Source organism: Pseudomonas sp. GV047 (genome assembly GCF_003058245.1).
Lineage (GTDB): Bacteria > Pseudomonadota > Gammaproteobacteria > Pseudomonadales > Pseudomonadaceae > Aquipseudomonas > Aquipseudomonas marginalis.
In genome coordinates this window covers 173,093-195,593 of record NZ_QCWA01000005.1, presented here as the reverse complement: position 1 = coordinate 195,593, position 22,501 = coordinate 173,093, and the positions used below count along the sequence as shown (strand labels likewise).

The window sequence follows — 22,501 nt, the reverse complement described above, 5'->3', positions numbered from 1 at the left end:
TGTAAACCCGAAGAACCCGACACCACCGTCTACAGTCATACCGATACGAACACCCTAAGGAGCTTCCATGTCTCGTTTCACTCGCAGTGCAGTTGTTCTCACCCTCAGCGCCAGCGCCCTGGCCAGCCTTCCGGCACTGGCCGCCGATGCACTGAATTACAACCAGATTTCCCTGCGCGCCGAGGTCAGCCAGGAAGTGGCCCGCGACAAGATGATCGTCACCCTCTACACCGAGTCCCAGAACGCCGACCCGGCCAAGCTCGCCGCCGAAATCACCACCACCATGAACAAGGCCCTGGGCCAGGCGCGCGAAGTCCAGGGCGTGACCTTGCGCCAGGGCAGCCGTAACAGCTACCCGATCTACGACAACAAGAACCAGAAGATCACCGGCTGGCGCGAGCGCGCCGAACTGCGCCTGGAAAGCGCGGACTTCCCGGCGCTGTCCAAACTCACCGGCGAACTGCTCAACACCCTGAAAATGGAAAACATGGACTTCGCCATCGCCGACACCACGCGCAAGACCAGCGAAGACGCCCTGCTCAAGGACGCGGTCGCCGCGTTTAAAGCACGCGCGCAACTGGCCACCGATGCGCTGGGCGGCAAGGGCTACAAGATCGTCAACTTGAACTTCAACACCAATGGCTACCCACAACCTTATGCCCGTGGCGGAATGATGATGAAGGCGGCCATGATGGATTCAGCACCGACGCCGGAAGTGGAGGCAGGTACCAGCCAGGTCAGCATGAGCGCCGATGGAGTGATCGAAGTGCAGATGCCGTAACCCCTACCCGGCAAACCTGAACGGCGGTAACCTCGGTGACCGCCGTTTTCGTTTGGGCAGCGTTTATATGCCTGCCACTTCTAGGGGTCTCCATGGAAAGAACCACCTTCAAACCGCTACTCCTTGCCGCAGGCCTGCTGGCTTTTATGCCGATGGCCCACGCAGCCAGTACCCTGGTCTACTGCTCCGAAGCCAGCCCCGCCGGGTTCGACCCCAGCCAGTACACCAGCGGCACCGATTTCGATGCGTCCGCCGAAACCGTGTTCAACCGCTTGACCCAATTCAAGCGTGGCGGCACCGAAGTCGAACCGGGCCTGGCCACACGCTGGGAGGTGTCCGAGGATGGCCTGGCCTACACCTTCCATCTGCGCGAAGGCGTCAAGTTCCACACCACTGATTTCTTCAAACCCAGCCGCGATTTCAATGCGGATGACGTGCTGTTTACCTTCAATCGCCTGCTGGATGCCGAGAGTCCGTTTCGCAAGGCCTACCCTTCCGAATCGCCGTACTTCACCGACATGGGCCTGAACACCACGATCAAGAGCGTCGACAAACTCGACGAGCACACCGTGCGTTTCAACCTGAACAACGTCGATGCCTCGTTCGTGCAGAACCTGGCCATGAGTTTCGCCTCCGTGCAATCGGCCGAGTACGCCGCCCAGCTATTGAAGGAGGGCAAGGCCGAAGACATCAACCAGAAACCGGTGGGCACCGGGCCGTTTGTGTTCAAGCGCTACCAGAAGGACTCGCAGATTCGCTACGTGGCCAATAAGCAGTACTGGAAACCCGAGGATGTGAAACTCGACAACCTGGTGTTCGCCATCACCCCGGACGCCGCGTCGCGCCTGCAAAAGCTCAAGGCCGGCGAATGCCAGGTCAGCGGCTACCCGCGCCCGTCGGACATCGAGGTGATGAAACAGGACCCCAACCTGCGCGTGCTGCAGCAAGCGGGTTTCAACCTGGGCTTCCTGGCCTACAACGTGACCCACCCACCGCTGGACCAGCTCAAGGTCCGCCAGGCCCTGGACATGGCCATCGACAAGCCGGCGATCATCAAGGCGGTTTACCAGGGCGCCGGACAATTGGCGCAGAATGCACTGCCACCGGCGCAGTGGTCTTATGACCCCTCCATCAAGGATGCCCCGCACGATCCGACCAAGGCCCGCGCGCTACTAAAAGAAGCAGGGGTTGCACCGGGCACTACCATCAACCTGTGGGCAATGACCGTCCAGCGCGCTTCCAACCCGAACGCGCGCATGTCGGCCCAGATGATCCAGCAGGATTGGGAAAAAGTCGGCATAAAGGCCAATATCGTCAGCTATGAATGGGGCGAGTACATCAAGCGCGCCAAAAATGGCGAGCACGATGCGATGATTTATGGCTGGACCGGCGACAACGGCGACCCGGATAACTGGCTCGGCGTGCTCTACAGTTGTGCCGCGGTCAAGGGCAGCAACTACGCCAAATGGTGTAACCCGGCCTACGACAACCTGGTGCAGCAGGCCAAGGTCAGCAGTGACCGCGAGCAGCGCATCAAGTGGTATCAACAGGCACAAAAAATTCTTAAAGAACAAGTACCTATAACGCCCATTGCAAACTCGACGGTTTTCCAACCCCTGCGCAAGGAAGTGAAGGACTTCAAGATCAGCCCCTTTGGGCTGACACCGTTCTACGGCGTGAGTCTAGATAAGTAACAGCAATGCCCCAACCGAGTGCGCCAGACGCCTCGGTTGACCCTCTCTGGTGCACCTTATGCACCGAAAAAAACCCATAAATACGTTCAAATATGTCAAAACTTTCATAATTGCGACATTCCTGTACGTTCGTACCACTCTTTCCGCCTTGCGACGGTTCAGCATCTTGCAATGGGTATGGCGCCTGCATAAGTATCCGCAGGCCGACTCACGAGGTCGCCCTCACCACCAAAAATGACAACAAATCATGAGGCCAACATGCTTAAACACGCAGTCCTTCCGTTATTAGTGAGCGCTGGCCTTATGGCCGCGGCCCCATTCGCCCAAGCGGCGACTAACCTGGTGTTCTGCTCCGAAGGGAGCCCGGCCGGTTTCGACCCAGGCCAGTACACCACCGGAACAGACTTCGATGCCTCGGCCGAAACCATGTTCAACCGCCTGAGCCAGTTCGAACGAGGCGGCACCGCCGTTGTTCCTGGCCTGGCCACCAGCTGGGACGTGTCCCCGGATGGCCTGACCTACACCTTCCACCTGCGCGAAGGCGTCAAGTTCCATACCACCCCATACTTCAAGCCGACTCGTGAATTCTCGGCTGACGACGTCCTGTTCACCTTCAACCGGATGATCAACAAAGACGATCCATTTCGTAAGGCCTACCCCACCGAGTTCCCGTACTTCACGGACATGGGGATGGACACCAACATCAAGAACATCGAGAAGGTCGATGCCCACACCGTCAAGTTCACCCTTGGCACCGTGGACGCCGCGTTCATCCAGAACCTGGCGATGAGCTTCGCGTCGATCCAGTCGGCCGAATATGCCGCCCAGTTGCTGAAGAATGGCACGCCTCAGGACATCAACCAGAAGCCAATCGGCACTGGCCCGTTCGTATTCAAGAGCTACCAGAAAGACTCGAACATTCGCTACACCGGCAACAAGGACTACTGGAAACCTGAGGACGTGAAGATCGATAACCTGATCTTCGCCATCACCACCGATCCGTCGGTGCGTATCCAGAAGCTGAAGAAAAACGAGTGCCAGATCACCCTGTTCCCACGTCCGGCCGACCTCAAGGCGCTGGGTGAAGACAAGGACCTGAAACTGCCGCACCAGGCCGGTTTCAACCTGGGCTATGTCGCCTACAACGTCATGGATAAGGTCAAGGGCAGCGACCAGCCCAACCCACTGGCCGACCTGCGCGTGCGCCAGGCGCTGGACATGTCGGTGAATAAACAGCAGATCATCGATTCCGTCTACCAGGGCGCAGGCCAACTGGCGGTCAACGCCATGCCGCCAACCCAATGGTCCTACGACACCACCATCAAGGACGCCAAGTACGATCCCGAGAAAGCCAAGGCGCTGCTCAAGGAAGCGGGTGTCAAGGAAGGTACCGAGATCGTTCTGTGGGCGATGCCGGTTCAGCGTCCGTACAACCCGAACGCCAAGCTGATGGCCGAAATGCTGCAAAACGACTGGTCCAAGATCGGCCTGAAGGTCAAGATCACCAGCTACGAGTGGGGCGAGTACATCAAGCGCTCCAAAGGCGGCGAGAACCAGGCCATGATCATTGGCTGGAGCGGCGACAATGGTGACCCGGACAACTGGCTGAACGTGCTGTTCGGTTGCGACTCCCTGGCCGGTAACAACTTCTCCAAGTGGTGCGACAAGAAATTCGACGGCGTCGTGAAAGAAGCCAAGGCTACATCGGACGTCGCCAAACGCACCGAGCTGTATAAGCAGGCGCAACATATCCTCAAAGATGCAGTCCCGATGACACCTATCGCGCACTCGACGGTGTATCAACCCATGCGCAACACCGTACAGGACTTCAAGATCAGCCCGTTTGGCCTGAACTCCTTCTATGGCGTGAGCGTAAGCGGCAAGTAAGGACCAATGACGGCGACGTTTAATAACGTCGCCGTTATTGCATCCACCTGGACCGTAGGCAATAGACCACGCTCGTAATCGCCGCGTCCTACAGCTGCGAACTGCGACAAGTAGCTCTTTTGCCTACAAGGTCAGTCCAATTTGGCGCATTTACTGCGCAGTCCGCGGCCCATACCGTCGTAGGACAGCAGAGGCTCCAACCTGGGAAAGGCACTTGCTGTGTGTGGGATCAGTAATGTCCCCCTGGCCGTACGCCTGGGTGATTGCTTGCTGATGACAACTACAAACAAGGATCGGGATCGTCATGCGCCATACCACCGTTCTATCCGCAATTTTTGGCACCAGCCTGCTGGCCGTAGCCACGATGGGCCAGGCGGCCGACAAGAAGAGCCTGGTGTTCTGCTCCGAAGGCAGCCCGGCAGGGTTCGACACCGCGCAGTACACCACCGCTACCGATAACGATGTGGCCGAGCCGCTGTACAACCGCCTGGTTGAGTTTGAAAAGGGAGCGACCAACGTCGTACCTGGACTGGCGACCAAGTGGGACATTTCCGAAGACGGCCTGACCTACACCTTTCACCTGCGTGAAGGCGTGAAGTTCCACAGCAACAAGGAATTCAAGCCGACGCGGGATTTCAACGCCGACGACGTGCTGTTCACCTTCAACCGCATGCTTGACCCCGACCACCCGTTTCGCAAGGCCTACCCCACCGAGTTTCCGTACTTCAACGGGATGAGCCTGAACAAGAACATCGCCAAGGTCGAGAAAACCGACCCGCATACCGTGGTGATGACGCTGAACTCGGTCGACGCTGCGTTCGTGCAGAACATCGCCATGAGCTTTGCCGCCATCCTGTCGGCCGAATACGCCGAGCAGTTGCTCAAGGAAGGCAAGCCCAGCGACATCAACCAGAAGCCGATCGGCACTGGCCCCTTTGTCTTCCAGCGCTATCAGAAAGACTCGCAGATCCGTTATGTGGGCAACAAACAGTACTGGGACCCGAGCAAGGTCAAGCTGGACCAGCTGATTTTTGCCATCAACACCGACGCCTCGGTGCGCGTGCAAAAACTCAAGGCCGGCGAATGCCAGGTCACCCTGCACCCGCGCCCGGCCGACGTCGACGCGCTCAAGGCCGACCCGAACCTGCAACTGCTGACCAAGCCGGGCTTCAACTTGGGCTACATCGCCTACAACGTGCGCCACAAGCCGTTCGACCAGCTCGAAGTGCGCCAGGCGCTGGACATGGCGGTGAACAAGCAGAGCATCCTCAACGCCGTGTACCAGGGCGCGGGGCAGTTGGCAGTCAATGCCATGCCGCCGACCCAATGGTCCTACGACGACAGCATCAAGGACGCCGCCTACAACCCGGAAAAAGCCAAGGAACTGCTCAAGGCCGCCGGCGTGAAGGAAGGTACCGAGATCACCCTGTGGGCGATGCCGGTGCAACGGCCGTACAACCCCAACGCCAAGCTGATGGCCGAGATGCTGCAAAGCGACTGGGCCAGGATCGGACTGAAGGTCAAGATCGTCAGCTACGAGTGGGGCGAATACATCAAGCGCACCAAGAACGGTGAGCACGATGTCAGCCTGATCGGGTGGACCGGCGACAACGGCGATCCGGACAACTGGCTGGGCACCCTCTACAGCTGCGACGCCATCGGCGGGAACAACTACTCCATGTGGTGTGACCCGGCGTACGACAAGCTGATCAAGCAAGCCAAGGTCGTGACCGACCGCGAACAAAGGACTGTTCTGTACAAACAGGCACAGCAACTGCTCAAGCAGCAGGTGCCGATCACACCCGTCGCCCACTCGACGGTCAACCAGCCGTTAAGCGCCAAAGTCGAAGGCTTCAAAGTAAGTCCCTTCGGCCGCAACGTGTTCTCGGGCGTCAGCATTAACCCATAAGAAAATAACCGGATTGCAGGGAGCGAAGTTGGCTCTCCCGCAAACGTTCAGCCTTTTATTGGGAAATTTCCTACGGCAAACGTTTGCAACAGCTTGATCGAGTTACACACCCAATAGCCGGATCACCAAAAAAGACCGGCATTAAAAAGAGAACCAAAGGAGCTTCAACCCATGAAACTGAGCAGCAAAGCGCTTCTGGCCTTGGCCATCAGCAGCATCACGGCCACCGCCTATGCTGAACCCGCCAGCCAGGACTTCGTCCCGACCACATTGGCCGGCGCCAGCGCCCAAAGCGAGGCCAAAGGCTTTATTGACGGTCAAAGCCTGGGCGGTACAACCCGTAACTGGTACTCCAGCGAGAAGAAATTCCGTGGCCAGCGTTTCTCCTATGAGAAACACAATCAGACGCGCACCGACGCAAACCGCACAAACTGGGTACAAGGCACCATCCTCAATTACTCCTCGGGCTTCACCCAAGGCACCGTGGGGGTGGCGACCGAAGTCGCGGCTTACAACGCCGTGGTCCTGGACCGCAGCAAGCGTGATATCAAGGGCGGTTCCAACCGTACCCTGGCTGACTCCGACGGCGATGCAGTAGGCCAGTGGAGCAAACTGGGCCTGGCGAACGTCAAGTTCCGCGTGTCCAACACCACCTTGACCGCCGGTCGCCAGAACTTCAGCAGCGGAATCGTCGATACCATCGGCAACCGTGCCCTGCCTTCGAGCTTCGAGGGTGTGAGCTTCAACAGCGAAGAGTTCAGCAACTTGTCGTTCCAGGGCGGCATCTTTGATCGCGTTTCGCCGCGTACCGAACAAAGCCTGTCGAAATTCCGTTCCGAGTACGGCAATGGCCAGGAAACCGACAAGGTCAAGACCCTGGGCTTCAACTACCAGCCGTTCAAGAGCCTGAAAACCAGCGTGTTCGCCGCTAACGTCGAAGACTTCTGGAACCAGTACTACTTCGGTGCCACCCACGAATTGGGTGATGCACAGACCCTGGCACTGACCACCGGCCTGAACTACTACAAAACCACCGACACCGGCAGCAAGAAGATGGGCAACATCGACAACGACACTTACTCGTTGTCCCTGGGGCTGACCCACCAGGCCCACAGCCTGACCTTCTCGTACCAGGAAGTTAACGGTGACGAGTACTTCGACTACCTGCACGAAACCAACGGCATCTACCTGGCCAACTCCCTGACCTCCGACTTCAACAGCCCGAACGAGAAGTCCTTCCAGATCGCCTACGGCATCAACATGGCCGAATACGGCGTGCCGGGCCTGAAGTTCAACGTCTACTCGGCGCGCGGCTGGGGCATCGACGGTACTCACTACAACGGTACCGCCTACGGTGAAGCCGGCGCTTCGCGTAGCGACCTGCGCCTGATGGACGGCGAGAAACACCAGGAATACGGGGTTGGCACGTCCTACGCGATTCAGAGCGGCCCACTCAAGGCCACCACCATCCGTGGCACCTACGTGACTCACCGCGCCAGCGCACAACAGGCTGACGGCAACATCAAAGAGTTCCGCCTGGTCACCACCATCCCGTTCAACATTCTTTAACTAGCACCAGGTAGACGGCAGGCTCAGGACGAGCCTGCCGTCTACGCTTGTCTGGTCCCATCGATTGCAGAGGGCTCTGAATGAAAATGCTCCCGCTACAAGCTGCCGTTGCCGCTGCGCTGTTAAGCGTGGCTATCGGCGTATCGGCCAAACCCCTGGTGGTCTGCACCGAAGCCAGCCCGGAGGGTTTTGACCCGGTCCTGTACACCACGGCCGTCACCGCCGATGCCGCCGCCGAAACCATGTTCAACCGCCTGGTGGACTTCAAGCCCGGCACCACCGAGATCGTGCCAGCGCTCGCCACTTCCTGGGAAATCAGTGACGACGGCCTGACCTATACCTTTCATCTGCGCGACGACGTCAAGTTCCACACCACCGACTACTTCAAACCCACGCGCAACATGAATGCCGACGACGTGCTCTGGAGCTTCCAGCGTCAACTGGACCCGAAACACCCGTGGCACAACAAATCCAGCGTGGGCTACCCGTACTTTGAAAGCATGGGCTTCAAGGAACTGCTCAAGAGCGTAGAGAAGACCGATGACCATACCGTGGTCTTCACCCTGACCCGCCCTGAGGCACCGTTCCTGGCCGATGTCGCGATGCCGTTCACCGCCATCCACTCCGCCGAGTACGCCGACAAGCTACTTGCCGCCGGCAAGACCGAAGAGCTCAACAGCAAGCCGATCGGCACCGGCCCGTTCATTTTCACACGCTACCAGAAGGACGCTCAGGTGCGCTTCAAGGCCAACCCGGAGTACTTCCGTGGCAAGCCTCCGGCCGATCCGTTGATCCTGGCCATTGCGGTGGACAACAACGTGCGCCTGCAGAAGCTCAAGGCCAACGAATGCCAGATCGCGCTGTATCCCAAGCCCGACGACCTTCCCAGCATCAAGAAAGACCCGAACCTGAAGGTCGCCGAACTGGCGGCGATGACCACCGCATACACCGCCCTGAACACCACCCACAAATACATGAGCGACGCGCGGGTGCGTCACGCGATCAACATCGCGTTCGACAAGAAAGGCTACAACGAATCCCTGTATGGCAAAGGCAACGCCGTGGATGCCACCGGGCCGTATCCGCCGACCCTGCTGGGCTTCAACGATAAGCTGAAAAACCCTGAACGCGACCTGGACAAGGCCCGTGCCCTGCTCAAGGAAGCCGGTGTGCCGGAAGGCACCGAGTTCACCCTGTTCACCCGTAACGGCGGCGGCCCGACCAACCCGAACCCGATGCTGGGCGCCCAGCGCATGCAGGCAGATCTGGCGCAGATCGGCCTGAAGGTCAATATCAAGGTCATGGAATGGGGCGAAATGCTCAAGCGCGCCAAAGCCGGCGAGCACGACATGGTTTCCGCCGGCTGGGCCGGTGACAACGGCGATCCGGATAACTTCCTTACGCCGAACCTGAGTTGCGATGCAGCGAAAAACGGCGAAAACTACGCCCGCTGGTGTAACAAAGAGTTTCAGGACTTGATCGATAAGGCCCGCGCCGACGCTGAACCCCAGCAGCGGGCCGCACTCTATCAACAAGCCCTGGAGGTTTTCGACAAGGACCAACCGTGGATTCCCATGGCGTACCCGAAAATGTTCACCGCCATGCGCAAGAACGTCGAGGGTTATACCCAAAGCCCTCTGACGAACAATAACTTCGCCACCACCCAGGTGAAGTAAATAAGAGAAACGCTCGGCGCCGCCCACCAGGACGGTGCCGAACCTGCCTAACCGGCTGATTGAGGTACACCACAAGATGTTTAGTTTTATTGCCCGCCGACTGGGGTTATTGATCCCCACGTTTTTCGGCATCACGTTGCTCACGTTTGCGTTGATACGCATGATCCCTGGCGACCCTGTCGAAGTCATGATGGGCGAGCGGCGCGTCGACCCCGAGATGCACGCACAGGCAATGGAACGCCTTGGCCTTAACAAGCCGCTGTACGCGCAATACCTGGACTACGTCGGCAAGCTCGCCCACGGCGACCTTGGCGAATCCCTGCGTACCCGTACCAGCGTGTGGACCGAGTTCACCGCCCTCTTCCCGGCGACCCTGGAACTGTCCATGGCCGCCCTGTTGTTCGCCGGCATCCTGGGCCTGTTGGCCGGGGTGATCGCGGCACTCAAGCGAGGATCCCTGTTCGACCACGGGGTGATGGGCATCTCCCTGGCGGGCTATTCGATGCCGATCTTCTGGTGGGGCCTGATCCTGATCATGTTCTTCTCCGTGAGCCTGGGCTGGACCCCGGTGTCCGGACGTATCGACCTGCTCTACGACATCGAGCCGCGCACCGGCTTCATGCTGATCGACACCCTGCTGGCTGACGAGCCGGACGCATTCTGGGATGCGCTGCACCACCTGATCCTGCCGGCCATCGTGCTCGGCACCATTCCGTTGGCAGTGATCGCGCGGATGACCCGTTCATCCATGCTCGAAGTGCTGCGTGAAGACTACATCCGCACCGCCAAGGCCAAGGGCCTGTCGCCGGCGCGCGTGGTGTTCGTGCACGGCCTGCGTAACGCACTGATCCCGGTACTCACCGTGGTCGGCCTGCAAGTCGGCACCCTGCTGGCCGGTGCGGTGCTGACCGAAACCATCTTCTCGTGGCCCGGCATCGGCAAATGGCTGATCGAAGCCATTGGCGCACGGGACTACCCGGTGGTGCAAAACGGCATCCTGCTGATCGCATGTCTGGTGATCCTGGTGAACTTCGTGGTGGACATCCTCTACGGCTTCGCCAACCCACGCATCCGTCACCAGCGCTGAGATCATGACCATGACCACACCTACTCAAGTGTCAGCAGTCGATCAAAGCCTGCTGTACCCGTCGCCGTACAAAGAATTCTGGCAAGCCTTCTCCAAGAACAAGGGCGCGGTTGCCGGCCTGCTGTTCATGTTGCTGATCGTGTTCTGCGCGATCTTCGCCCCCTGGGTAGCGCCGCATAACCCCAGCGAGCAATACCGCGATTTCCTGCTCACCCCACCGTCGTGGCTGGAAGGCGGGCAGATCCAGTTCCTGCTCGGCACCGACGAACTGGGCCGCGACCTGCTCTCGCGCCTGATCCAGGGCTCACGCCTGTCCTTGCTGATCGGCTTGTCGTCGGTGGTGATGTCGCTGATCCCGGGCATCCTGCTGGGTCTGTTCGCCGGTTTCTTCCCGCGCCTGCTCGGCCCGACCATCATGCGCCTGATGGACATCATGCTGGCCCTGCCCTCGCTGCTGCTGGCGGTTGCGATTGTCGCGATCCTCGGCCCTGGCCTGATCAACACCGTGATCGCCATCGCCATCGTGTCGCTGCCGTCCTACGTACGTCTGACCCGCGCTGCGGTGATGGGCGAGCTGAACCGTGACTACGTGACTGCCGCCCGCCTCGCCGGCGCCGGCCTGCCCCGCCTGATGTTCATCACCGTGCTGCCTAACTGCATGGCACCGCTGATCGTGCAGGCGACCCTGAGTTTCTCTTCGGCGATCCTCGATGCCGCGGCCCTGGGCTTCCTTGGCCTTGGCGTACAACCGCCAACCCCGGAGTGGGGCACCATGCTGGCTTCGGCCCGTGACTACATCGAACGCGCCTGGTGGGTGGTGAGCCTGCCTGGCCTGACCATTTTGCTCAGCGTGCTGGCAATCAACTTGATGGGTGACGGCCTGCGCGATGCGCTGGACCCGAAACTCAAGAACGCCGCCTGAGGAGATTCCCATGTCACTGTTAGAAATCAAGAATCTCAATGTGCGCTTCGGCGACAAGACCGCCGTGCCGGTGGTCGATGGCCTCGACATTGCCGTCGACAAGGGCGAAGTCCTGGCCATTGTTGGCGAGTCGGGCTCGGGTAAATCCGTGACCATGATGGCGCTGATGGGGCTGATCGAGCACCCTGGCATCGTCACCGCCGACGCCCTGAACTTCGACGGCAAGGACATGCTCAAGCTGAGCAACCGCCAGCGCCGCCAGATCGTCGGCAAAGACCTGGCGATGGTGTTCCAGGACCCGATGACCGCGCTGAACCCCAGCTACACCGTGGGTTTCCAGATCGAAGAAGTGCTGCGCCTGCACCTGAAAATGTCCGGCAAGCAAGCCCGCAAGCGCGCCATCGAGTTGTTGGAAAAAGTCGAGATCCCGGGCGCCGCCAGCCGTATGGACGCCTACCCGCACCAGTTGTCCGGCGGTATGAGCCAGCGTGTGGCCATCGCCATGGCGATTGCCGGCGAGCCGAAACTGCTGATCGCGGATGAGCCGACCACCGCGTTGGACGTGACCATCCAGGCGCAGATCATGGAACTGCTGCTGGCCCTGCAGAAAGAGCAGAACATGGGCCTGGTACTGATCACCCATGACCTCGCGGTCGTGGCAGAAACCGCCCAGCGCGTGTGCGTGATGTACGCCGGCCAAGCCGTGGAAGTCGGCCAGGTGCCGCAGTTGTTCGATATCCCGGCGCACCCGTACAGCGAAGCGCTGCTCAAGGCGATCCCCGAGCACAGCCTCGGCGCCACGCGCCTGGCCACGCTGCCGGGTATCGTGCCCGGCCGCTATGACCGCCCGCAGGGTTGCCTGCTGTCGCCACGCTGCCCGTATGTGCAGGAAAGCTGCCGTGCCCAGCGGCCCGGCCTTGATCCGAAAAGCAACAGCCTTGCGCGCTGCTTCTACCCCTTGAACCAGGAGGTGGCGTAATGGCCGTCGTTCTTACTGCCCGCGACCTGACCCGTCATTACGAAGTGTCCCGTGGCCTGTTCAAGGGCCATGCGCTGGTACGCGCGCTTAATGGTGTGTCGTTTGAACTGGAAGCCGGCAAGACCCTCGCGGTTGTAGGCGAGTCAGGTTGCGGCAAATCCACCCTGGCCCGTGCGCTGACGCTGATTGAAGAGCCATCCTCGGGCTCGTTGAAAATCGCCGGCCAGGAAGTCGCCGGTGCCGACAAGGCCCAGCGCAAGCAATTGCGCAAAGATGTGCAGATGGTGTTCCAGAGCCCGTATGCCTCGTTGAACCCACGCCAGAAGGTCGGTGATCAACTGGGCGAGCCGCTGCTGATCAACACCAACCTGTCCGCCGCCGAACGCCGCGAGAAAGTGCAGGCGATGATGAAGCAAGTGGGCCTGCGCCCTGAGCATTACCAGCGTTACCCGCACATGTTCTCCGGTGGCCAGCGCCAGCGGATCGCCCTGGCCCGCGCGATGATGCTGCAACCGAAAGTGCTGGTGGCGGATGAACCCACCTCGGCGCTGGACGTGTCGATCCAGGCCCAGGTGCTCAACCTGTTCATGGACCTGCAGCAGGAATTCAACACGGCCTACGTGTTCATCTCCCACAACCTGGCGGTGGTGCAGCACGTTGCCGACGATGTGATGGTGATGTACCTCGGTCGCCCGGTGGAGGTGGGCCCCAAGGAAGACATCTACGCGCGCCCCCTGCATCCGTACACCCAGGCGCTCCTCTCGGCCACCCCGACCATTCATCCGGATCCGAACAAACCGAAGATCAAAATCGTTGGCGAGTTGCCCAATCCACTGAACCCGCCGCCGGGCTGCGCGTTCCACAAGCGCTGCCCGTATGCGACGGCACGTTGCAGCAGCGAGGAGCCGCAACTGCGCGCCTTGGATAACCGCCAGGTGGCTTGCCACTACGCGGAGCAGTTCGTTGCCTAAGTAAAACAGCTGCTACGGAACATCAGATTAAAAATGTGTAAGCAGTGATACAGCGTTCTACAGCCCTTCCCGTCAGGTTGCGCATCAGCCTGGTGGGAGGGGCTTTCTTTTGGATGCAATTAACTGTCGCCGTCATCGTAGGTTTCGCTGTCTTCCCCTTCGTTGTAGGGGTTTTCTGCGTCCTCTTTTGGCGCAGGCTGGGCCTGGGGTTGCCAACTGCCGGAGTTGACCTCGTTCTGCTTTTTCTTGGTGACCGGCCCCGTGTCTTTCCATTGCGGCGCTCCTGCGCCCGCCAGTGCCGGAAGGGGCGCCAGCCCCAGGACGGCCAGCAACACCAGGGGAATGGCGCGTTGAGCATTTCGCACGGTGATCTCCTTTGCAGTCGGTGGTTAAACGCTAGACCCGATGCCGGATTCTCGCCAATCCCATGCCTGGAGGAGAAAAAAATGTGGGAGGGGGCTTGCCCCCTCCCACATTTTGTTTTGCGGCGCTCAGACCTTAGTGGTGCTCGCGGGTCGCGCGGAATTTCACATCAGGCCAGCGCTCTTCCATCAGCGCCAGGTTGACCCGGGTCGGGGCCAGGTAGGTCAGGTGACCACCGCCGTCGAGCGCGAGGTTTTCCACGGCCTTGTTGGAGAACTCTTCCAGCTTCTTCTTATCGGCGCATTCGATCCAGCGCGCGGAGTACACGGTGATCGGCTCGTAGGAGCATTCAACCTTGTATTCCTCTTTCAAGCGGCTGGCGACCACATCGAACTGCAGCACACCCACGGCGCCGAGGATGATGTCGTTGCTGCGCTCGGGGAAGAACACCTGGGTAGCGCCCTCTTCCGCCAGTTGCTGCAGGCCTTGGCGCAGTTGCTTGGATTTCAGCGGATCGCGCAGGCGCACGCGACGGAACAGTTCCGGGGCGAAGTGCGGGATACCGGTGAAGCCCAGCGTTTCACCTTCGGTGAAGGTGTCGCCGATCTGGATGGTGCCGTGGTTATGCAGGCCTATGATGTCGCCGGCGTAGGCCTCTTCGAGCTGTTCACGCTCGGAGGAGAAGAACGTCAGGGCGTCGCCGATGCGCACGTCCTTGCCGGTGCGCACATGGCGCATCTTCATGCCTTTTTCGTACTTGCCCGAGCAGATGCGCATGAAGGCAATACGGTCGCGGTGCTTGGGGTCCATGTTCGCCTGGATCTTGAACACGAAGCCGGTGAATTTCTCTTCCACCGGTTCCACGGTGCGCTCGTTGGCGACACGGGCCAGCGGCTTCGGTGCCCAGTTCACGACAGCGTCGAGCACGTGGTCGACGCCGAAGTTGCCCAGGGCGGTCCCGAAGAACACCGGGGTCAGCTGGCCGTCGAGGAATTCCTGCTGGTTGAACTCGTGGCAGGCGCCCTGAACCAGTTCCAACTGATCGACAAAGCGGTCGTACTCGTCACCCAGGTGGGCGCGGGCTTCGTCGGAGTCGAGCTTTTCGATGATTTTCACATCGGTGCGCTCGTGGCCATGGCCGGCGGTGTAGACAATGATGTAGTCGTCGGCCAGGTGGTACACGCCCTTGAAGTCGCGGTAGCAACCGATCGGCCAGGTGATCGGCGCAGCCTTGATCTTCAGGACGGCTTCGATTTCATCCAGCAATTCGATCGGGTCGCGGATATCACGGTCGAGTTTGTTGATGAAGCTGACAATCGGCGTATCACGCAGCCGGCATACGTCCATCAGCGCGATGGTACGCGGCTCGACGCCCTTACCGCCGTCGAGGACCATCAATGCCGAGTCCACCGCGGTCAGGGTGCGGTAGGTGTCTTCGGAGAAGTCTTCGTGGCCCGGGGTGTCGAGCAGGTTGACCATGTGGTCTCGATACGGGAACTGCATGACCGACGTGGTAATGGAAATACCCCGTTGTTTTTCCATTTCCATCCAGTCGGAGGTGGCATGGCGGTCGGATTTGCGCGATTTCACCGTGCCGGCCACTGCGATCGCCTTGCCCATCAGCAGGAGCTTCTCGGTGATGGTGGTTTTACCGGCATCGGGGTGGGAAATAATGGCGAAAGTGCGGCGTTTCGCGACTTCGGCGGCCTGGTGGGTCATGGGAAATCGCCTGGCAGGTGAGTCAAAAAAGGGCGGCGAGTATAGCGCAAACCGCAGGTGCCGGACCACCGTTCACCCCATTGGGGGTGGCTAAATGCTGCCAAGTATGGAACCTTTTAAAAGGTAGAGACGTCCACTCCCCTGCTACCGCACTCGTAACAGGGGCTGAAAAATCAGCAAGTTAGCCTGACGAGGCTGCGCTCATGGCTCGATTTGATACCGCGTTGCCGGTATTGGCGAGCTGCTTTTCGCGACCCTATTCGCCGACAGCCAGGAATGGCATTGCCGCTCGGAAATGTGGTCGCCGACAAAAGAAAAAAGGAGTCCGCCTGTGGCTATTCGCTATGGCAAAGGGCTGATAGGAGGAGTGGTTGTCGTCGCTCTCCTGGCCCTGCTGGTCCACTGGATCGGCATCAACACGATCGAACTGTACCGCGACGATTTGTTGTTTTACCTGCAAGCTCATTTGATCCTGGTTCTAGTCTCCATGCTGGCCGCCCTCGTTGTGGGCATCCCCGCCGGTATCCTGCTCAGCCGACCGAACATGGTCGGGCGCGCAGAACGCTTCATGCAGATCTTCAACATCGGCAACACCGTCCCCCCCCTGGCCGTACTGGCCATCGCCCTCGGCGTCCTCGGCATCGGCAGCGGCCCGGCCATCTTCGCGCTGTTCCTCGCCTCCTTGCTGCCCATCGTGCGCAACACCTACGAAGGCCTCAAAAACGTTCAAGGCTCGCTGAAAGAAGCCGCCACCGGCATCGGCATGACCCCGCGCCAGGTGCTGTTTCGCGTCGAATTGCCGAACGCCGTGCCGATCATCATCGGCGGTGTGCGCGTGGCCCTGGCGATCAACGTCGGTACCGCGCCGCTGGCGTTCCTGATTGGTGCCAATAGCCTGGGCAGCCTGATTTTCCCCGGCATCGCCCTGAACAACCAGCCGCAACTGCTGCTCGGCGCCGCGTGCACCGCGTTGCTGGCGTTGCTGCTCGACGGCCTGGTAACCATGGCCAGCCGCCTCTGGCTGGAACGCGGGTTGCGTCCGTCTTAAGGCTTGGCAAAGGAATACACATGAAAAAAATCACCTTGATACTGAGCTGCGTCCTGCTGTTTGCAGGTCTTGCGCAAGCTGCCGAAAAACCCGTGATCCGCATTGGCGCGCGGGTGTTCACCGAACAGACCCTGCTGGCCGAAATCACCTCCCAGTACCTGCGCACCAAGGGCTATGACGCCCGCGTGACCGGCGGCCTGGGCAGCAACCTGGCGCGCAGTGCCCAGGAAAGCGGGCAACTGGACCTGATCTGGGAATACACCGGCGTGTCGCTCGTGGCCTATAACCATGTGGACGAGAAGCTCGACAGCGAACAGTCCTACGCCCGAGTGAAAGAGCTCGACGCGAAAAAAGGCCTGGTCTGGCTGTCGCCGTCGCGCTTCAGCAACACCTACGCCCTGGCACTGCCCGAGAAAGTGGCCGAGGAGCATCCAGAGATCAACAGCATCAGCGACCTCACCAACGCCATGGCAGAAGACACCAAGGAACACCGCCTCGTGGCCCTGGACACCGAGTTCGCCAACCGCTCCGACGGCCTCGCCGGCATGGTCAAGCTGTATGACATGAACCTGACGCGCAAAAACACCCGGCAGATGGACGCGGGCCTGGTCTACACCGCCCTGCGTAACGGCCAGGTGTTTGCCGGCCTGGTCTACACCACCGACGGTCGCCTCAACGCGTTCAAATTGAAGCTGCTGGCCGACGACAAGCACTATTTCCCGGACTACACCGCCGCCCCCGTGGTGCGCCAGGTTTACCTGGACGCGCACCCGCAGCTGGCCGCAGACCTTGCGCCACTGGCCGCGCTGTTCGACGACAAGACCATGCGCGAGTTGAACGCGCGGGTCGACGTCGACCATGAAAGCCCATCCGCTGTTGCCGCCGATTTCCTGCGCCAACATCCGATCAACTAAGAAGGAGAAGACATGGAATTCCTGAACGCCTTTTCCCATCTTGATTGGGCCCAGGTCCTGCACCTGACCTGGCAGCACATCACCCTGGTCGGTATCGCGGTGATCCTGGCGATTGTCGTCGGCGTGCCCCTCGGCGTGCTGATGACCCGCTTCCCGACCCTCGCCGGCCCGTTGCAAGCCAGCGCCACGGTGCTGCTGACCGTGCCGTCCATCGCCCTGTTCGGCCTGCTGCTGCCGTTCTACTCCAAATTCGGCCAGGGCCTGGGGCCGATGCCGGCGATCACCGCCGTGTTCCTCTACTCCCTGCTGCCGATCATGCGTAACACTTACCTGGCCCTCACCGGCGTCGAACCGGGCATCCGCGAAGCCGCCAAAGGCATCGGCATGACCTTCGGCCAGCGCCTGCGCATGGTCGAACTGCCCATCGCCGTGCCGGTGATCCTCGCCGGCGTGCGTACCGCCGTGGTGATGAACATTGGCGTCATGACCATCGCCGCCACCATCGGCGCCGGTGGCCTGGGTGTACTTATTCTGGCTTCCATCAGCCGCAGCGACATGTCGATGCTGATCGTCGGCGCCGTGCTGGTCAGTCTCCTGGCCATCTTCGCCGACCTGCTTCTGCAATGGCTGCAACGCTCGCTGACTCCAAAAGGACTGCTCAAATGATCGAACTTCAAAACCTGACCAAGACTTTTCAAAGCAACGGCAAAACTGTTTCGGCCGTGAACGACGTAAGCCTGACCGTCAACGAAGGCGAGATTTGCGTGTTCCTCGGCCCTTCGGGCTGCGGCAAGAGCACCACGCTGAAAATGATCAACCGCCTGATCAAGCCGACCTCGGGCAAGATCCTGATCAACGGCGAAGACACCACCGACCTCGATGAAGTGACCCTGCGTCGCAACATCGGCTACGTGATCCAGCAGATCGGCCTGTTCCCGAACATGACCATCGAGGAAAACATCGTGGTCGTGCCCAAGCTGCTGGGCTGGGACAAGCAGAAATGCCACGACCGCGCCCGCGAGTTGATGAGCATGATCAAGCTGGAACCCAAGCAGTACCTGCATCGCTACCCGCGTGAACTGTCGGGCGGCCAGCAACAGCGTATCGGCGTGATTCGTGCACTGGCGGCGGACGCGCCGCTGCTGCTGATGGATGAGCCGTTCGGCGCGGTCGACCCGATCAACCGCGAGATGATCCAGAACGAGTTCTTCGAGATGCAACGGGCGCTGAACAAGACCGTGATCATGGTCAGCCACGACATCGACGAAGCCATCAAGCTGGGTGACAAGATCGCCATCTTCCGCGCCGGCAAGCTGCTGCAGATCGATCATCCGGACACCCTGCTGGCCCATCCGGCCGACGAGTTCGTCAGCAACTTCGTGGGCCAGGACAGCACCCTCAAGCGCCTGTTGCTGGTGAAGGCTGAAGATGCGGCGGACAACGCCCCATCGGTGAGCCCGGAAACCCCGGTGGCCGATGCCCTGGAGCTGATGGACGAAACTGACCGCCGCTATGTGGTAGTCACGTGCGCCGAGAACAAGGCGCTCGGCTATGTACGCCGTCGCGACCTGCACCGTCAGACCGGTACCTGCGGCCAGTACCTGCGCGAGTTCAACGCCACGGCGGCGTATGACGAGCATTTGCGCATCCTGTTGTCGCGCATGTACGAGTTCAACCGCTCGTGGTTGCCGGTGATGGATGCGGAGCGGGTGTTCCTGGGTGAAGTGACCCAGGAGTCGATTGCCGAGTACCTGAGTTCCGGTAAGTCCCGTGGGGGCAAGACCAGCATTGTCTCCCCCGCCGAGACCGCCCTGGCCTGATCTTATGTGGGAGGGGGCTTGCTCCCTCCCACATTTGGTCCCGCGATCTGTCAGGGAAACACCTTCAATTATCCCCATCCGGGGAACATCATTCCGTCACACGTGTCGGTTACATAAGTAGCTGCGCGCGGTCCCGCGACGAACGCGTGCAAAAACGCGACATTTTTAGTTGATCTATGGCCCCTCACGTCCTAAAGTTCGCGCCGAACGTCCATGCTGGAAACGATCCATCCGGCTCAAGTACTGACGACGAGACAGCAAGGCCAAGGGAAGCGACTATTCCCATGGCCTTTTTGCTTTCGGCGACATGCCTTGGGAAGTAGGCGAACCAAAGTGGGGATACGGAGGACGTTCATTTGCACCCATTGATCAATTTAGTTTGCCCTTAGGAGTTCCCAGCATGTCGATCAACGTCGAAGATTATTTCGCGCGCGCCACTTTTGACAAAATGAAGGCGTTCGCCGACAAACAGGAAACCCCGTTCGTGGTGATCGACACCGCGATGATCAGCCAGGCCTACGATGACCTGCGCGCCGGTTTCGAATTCGCCAAGGTGTATTACGCGGTCAAGGCCAACCCGGCCGTGGAGATCATCGACCTGCTGAAAGACAAGGGCTCGAGCTTCGACATCGCCTCGATCTACGAGCTGGACAAGGTCATGGACCGCGGCGTCAGCGCCGACCGTATCAGCTACGGCAACACCATCAAGAAATCCAGGGACATCCGCTACTTCTACGAGAAGGGCGTACGCCTGTTCTCCACCGACTCCGAAGCCGACCTGCGCAACATCGCCAAGGCCGCGCCGGGTTCGAAAGTGTATGTACGTATCCTCACCGAAGGCTCGACCACGGCCGACTGGCCTCTGTCGCGCAAATTCGGCTGCCAGACCGACATGGCCATGGACCTGCTGATCCTCGCTCGTGACCTGGGCCTGGTGCCCTACGGCATTTCGTTCCACGTTGGCTCGCAGCAACGCGACATCAGCGTGTGGGACGCGGCAATCGCCAAGGTCAAGGTGATCTTCGAACGCCTGAAGGAAGAAGACGGCATCCACCTCAAGCTGATCAACATGGGCGGCGGCTTCCCGGCCAACTACATCACCCGCACCAACAGCCTGGAAACCTACGCCGAAGAAATCATCCGCTTCCTCAAGGAAGACTTCGGCGATGACCTGCCGGAAATCATCCTCGAACCAGGCCGTTCGCTGATCGCCAACGCCGGCATCCTGGTCAGTGAAGTGGTATTGGTTGCCCGTAAATCCCGTACCGCCGTCGAGCGCTGGGTGTACACGGATGTGGGCAAGTTCTCCGGCCTGATCGAAACCATGGACGAAGCCATCAAGTTCCCGATCTGGACCGAGAAGAAAGGCGAGATGGAAGAAGTGGTCATCGCCGGCCCGACCTGCGACAGCGCCGACATCATGTACGAAAACTACAAGTACGGCCTGCCGCTGAACCTGGCGATCGGTGATCGCTTGTACTGGCTGTCGACCGGTGCCTACACCACCAGCTACAGCGCGGTTGAGTTCAATGGCTTTCCGCCGTTGAAGTCGTTCTACGTGTAAGACGCCCGCGCACAAAAAACCCATGACATGTCATGGGTTTTTTTATGCCTCAGGCAAGGCTCACGGCCCGTTGGTGGAAGGCCTCGGCCAGCGCTCGAACCCGCGGATCACTCGCCGCCGCCAAGGCCGTGTGGGCTGTTCGCAGGAACTTCAGATTTCCGCCCGCCAGCGCCTTGCGCAACCACTCCAGCGCCGCCTCGACCTGGCCCCTGTCGGCCAACACCGCCGCGTAACTGAACTGCCCGCGAAAATCCCCGGCCTCGGCTGAGCGTCGATACCACTCCACAGCCGCCTCCAGGTCCCTCGGGCAAACCTGAGCGTCTTCCAGGTAGCGCCCCAGCAGGTTCATCGACTTGGCATGCCCCTGTTCTGCGGCTTGCCGATACAGGGCCAGCGCGTGCTGCGGGTTCTCGGCAACACCCCGGCCCGTCGCCAGCAGATTGGCATAGTTGTACTGGCCCCAATCCAATCCCGCGTCTGCCGCCAAACGGTATTCCCGCGCAGCCGCCGCTTCGTCGATGGCACACCCCCAGCCATGCTCCAGGCAACGCCCGGCCATATTGCGCGCCATTAAATGCCCGCCCTGCGCCGCAATCTGGAACCACCGCAGCGCCAGCGCTTCGTCGCGCGCAATACCGCGGCCTTCCAGCAGGATTTGCCCGAGCAAGGCCTGGGCATCCACCACGCCCTCCTTGGCCGCGATCAGAATCGCCTGGGCCGCGCGCACCGGCGAGTCGTCGAGCATGCCCTGCAATTGCTCAACGTTGAGCACTTCTTCGCGGCGCAATAAAAAGCCCATGTCAGACCTCGACCCAGCGACGCAACAGGTTGTGATAGGTGCCGGTGAGCTGGATCAACCCAGGGTGGTCGGGTACATCACGGCTCAATTGCTGGATGGCGCCGTCCATCTCGAACAGCAGGGTGCGCTGGCTGTCTTCGCGCACCAGGCTTTGGGTCCAGAAAAACGCGGCATACCGCGCACCTCGGGACACGGCGTTGACTTTGTGCAGGCTGGAGCCTGGGTACAGCACCATATCGCCGGCCGGCAACTTCACGCGCTGCAGGCCGAAAGTGTCCTGGATCTCCAGTTCGCCGCCGTCATAGTCATCCGGATCGCTGAAGAACAGCGTAGACGACAGGTCCGTGCGCACCCGTTCATGGCTGCCCCTGGCCTGGCGCACGGCATTGTCGATATGGAAGTCGAAGCTGCCACCGGCCGTGTAGCAATTGAGCAGCGGCGGGAAGACCTTGTGCGGTAACGCCGCTGACATAAACAGAGGATTTTTCCACAACCGTTCGAGCATTGCCGCGCCGATCTCCTTGGCCAGCGGGTGGCCTTCGGGCAATTGCAGGTTGTGCTTGGCTTTGGCGGACTGGTGCCCGGCGGTGATTTTGCCATCGGCCCAATCGGCGGTTTCCAGGGCGTGGCGGATGCGCTGCACTTCCTCGCGAGAGAACAGGCCGGGAATGTGCAGCAGCATGGGGCAATACCTGTAGGCAAAGAGGCGCCAATGGTATTGATTCTTATCCGCCCTGTAAAACGCCGGAGACGAACGAGAGCGTAAAAACCGTAAGGCAAAAGTGTAAAGAATGTAAAT

Annotated in this window: 19 protein-coding genes; 15 read left to right on the top strand and 4 right to left on the bottom strand. The window is 60.2% G+C overall.

What is annotated here, in order from left to right:
- Nucleotides 1–67 precede the first annotated feature (67 nt).
- The 10 genes from C8K58_RS14605 (at nt 68) to C8K58_RS14560 (ending at nt 13,475) form a co-directional block, all read left to right on the top strand.
- Nucleotides 68–781, top strand: a complete 714-nt coding sequence (locus C8K58_RS14605) for an SIMPL domain-containing protein (protein ID WP_027604852.1) — start codon at nt 68–70, stop codon at nt 779–781.
- A 92-nt stretch (nt 782–873) separates the two neighbouring features.
- On the top strand, nt 874–2,475 hold the full coding sequence (locus C8K58_RS14600) for an ABC transporter substrate-binding protein (RefSeq protein ID WP_092358784.1): 1,602 nt from the start codon (nt 874–876) through the stop codon (nt 2,473–2,475).
- A gap of 258 nt (nt 2,476–2,733) precedes the next feature.
- A complete protein-coding gene (locus tag C8K58_RS14595) occupies nt 2,734–4,362 on the top strand; it encodes an ABC transporter substrate-binding protein (protein WP_027604854.1) in 1,629 nt (542 codons plus the stop codon).
- Between the two features lie 364 nt (nt 4,363–4,726).
- Nucleotides 4,727–6,271, top strand: a complete 1,545-nt coding sequence (locus tag C8K58_RS14590) for an ABC transporter substrate-binding protein (protein WP_371914549.1) — start codon at nt 4,727–4,729, stop codon at nt 6,269–6,271.
- Between the two features lie 171 nt (nt 6,272–6,442).
- Nucleotides 6,443–7,840, top strand: coding sequence for an OprD family porin (locus C8K58_RS14585; protein ID WP_027604856.1), 1,398 nt, complete (start codon nt 6,443–6,445; stop codon nt 7,838–7,840).
- 80 nt (nt 7,841–7,920) lie between these two features.
- Nucleotides 7,921–9,516, top strand: coding sequence for an ABC transporter substrate-binding protein (locus C8K58_RS14580; protein WP_027604857.1), 1,596 nt, complete (start codon nt 7,921–7,923; stop codon nt 9,514–9,516).
- Between the two features lie 76 nt (nt 9,517–9,592).
- Entirely contained in the window at nt 9,593–10,603 is a 1,011-nt protein-coding gene (locus C8K58_RS14575; RefSeq protein ID WP_003215992.1) for an ABC transporter permease subunit, read from the top strand.
- Between the two features lie 10 nt (nt 10,604–10,613).
- On the top strand, nt 10,614–11,525 hold the full coding sequence (locus tag C8K58_RS14570; protein WP_027604858.1) for an ABC transporter permease subunit: 912 nt from the start codon (nt 10,614–10,616) through the stop codon (nt 11,523–11,525).
- Nucleotides 11,526–11,535: 10 nt separating this feature from the next.
- Nucleotides 11,536–12,504: an ABC transporter ATP-binding protein gene (locus C8K58_RS14565; protein WP_027604859.1), complete on the top strand. Its 969-nt coding sequence runs from the start codon at nt 11,536–11,538 to the stop codon at nt 12,502–12,504.
- Nucleotides 12,504–13,475 (top strand): peptide ABC transporter ATP-binding protein, encoded by a 972-nt coding sequence (locus C8K58_RS14560; protein ID WP_017138288.1) that lies wholly within the window; start codon nt 12,504–12,506, stop codon nt 13,473–13,475. Before C8K58_RS14565 ends, C8K58_RS14560 begins: the two co-directional genes overlap by 1 nt.
- A 119-nt stretch (nt 13,476–13,594) precedes the next feature.
- Here C8K58_RS14560 and C8K58_RS14555 read toward each other — a convergent pair whose 3' ends face one another.
- Together C8K58_RS14555 and C8K58_RS14550 are read right to left on the bottom strand one after the other, a co-directional pair.
- A complete protein-coding gene (locus C8K58_RS14555; RefSeq protein ID WP_027604860.1) occupies nt 13,595–13,840 on the bottom strand; it encodes a hypothetical protein in 246 nt (81 codons plus the stop codon).
- Nucleotides 13,841–13,973: 133 nt separating this feature from the next.
- Complete coding sequence (locus C8K58_RS14550; protein WP_027604861.1) at nt 13,974–15,557, bottom strand: peptide chain release factor 3; 1,584 nt, start codon at nt 15,555–15,557, stop codon at nt 13,974–13,976.
- 331 nt (nt 15,558–15,888) lie between these two features.
- Here C8K58_RS14550 and C8K58_RS14545 point away from each other — a divergent pair, with 331 nt between their 5' ends.
- The 5 genes from C8K58_RS14545 (at nt 15,889) to C8K58_RS14525 (ending at nt 20,903) form a co-directional block, all read left to right on the top strand.
- Nucleotides 15,889–16,605 (top strand): ABC transporter permease, encoded by a 717-nt coding sequence (locus tag C8K58_RS14545; RefSeq protein WP_027604862.1) that lies wholly within the window; start codon nt 15,889–15,891, stop codon nt 16,603–16,605.
- Nucleotides 16,606–16,625: 20 nt separating this feature from the next.
- Complete coding sequence (locus C8K58_RS14540) at nt 16,626–17,519, top strand: glycine betaine ABC transporter substrate-binding protein (protein WP_098480379.1); 894 nt, start codon at nt 16,626–16,628, stop codon at nt 17,517–17,519.
- A 12-nt stretch (nt 17,520–17,531) separates the two neighbouring features.
- Nucleotides 17,532–18,185, top strand: coding sequence for an ABC transporter permease (locus C8K58_RS14535; RefSeq protein ID WP_027604864.1), 654 nt, complete (start codon nt 17,532–17,534; stop codon nt 18,183–18,185).
- A complete protein-coding gene (locus C8K58_RS14530; protein WP_017138294.1) occupies nt 18,182–19,339 on the top strand; it encodes a betaine/proline/choline family ABC transporter ATP-binding protein in 1,158 nt (385 codons plus the stop codon). The genes C8K58_RS14535 and C8K58_RS14530 overlap by 4 nt, the downstream gene beginning before the upstream one ends.
- A gap of 400 nt (nt 19,340–19,739) precedes the next feature.
- Nucleotides 19,740–20,903, top strand: coding sequence for a type III PLP-dependent enzyme (locus tag C8K58_RS14525; RefSeq protein ID WP_108573883.1), 1,164 nt, complete (start codon nt 19,740–19,742; stop codon nt 20,901–20,903).
- Nucleotides 20,904–20,952: 49 nt separating this feature from the next.
- Here the strand turns inward: C8K58_RS14525 and C8K58_RS14520 are convergent, their stop codons facing one another.
- Both C8K58_RS14520 and C8K58_RS14515 read right to left on the bottom strand, forming a co-directional pair.
- Nucleotides 20,953–21,702 (bottom strand): tetratricopeptide repeat protein, encoded by a 750-nt coding sequence (locus tag C8K58_RS14520; protein WP_027604866.1) that lies wholly within the window; start codon nt 21,700–21,702, stop codon nt 20,953–20,955.
- Between the two features lies 1 nt (nt 21,703).
- Complete coding sequence (locus tag C8K58_RS14515; RefSeq protein WP_027604867.1) at nt 21,704–22,384, bottom strand: Fe2+-dependent dioxygenase; 681 nt, start codon at nt 22,382–22,384, stop codon at nt 21,704–21,706.
- Between the last annotated feature and the right edge of the window lie 117 nt (nt 22,385–22,501).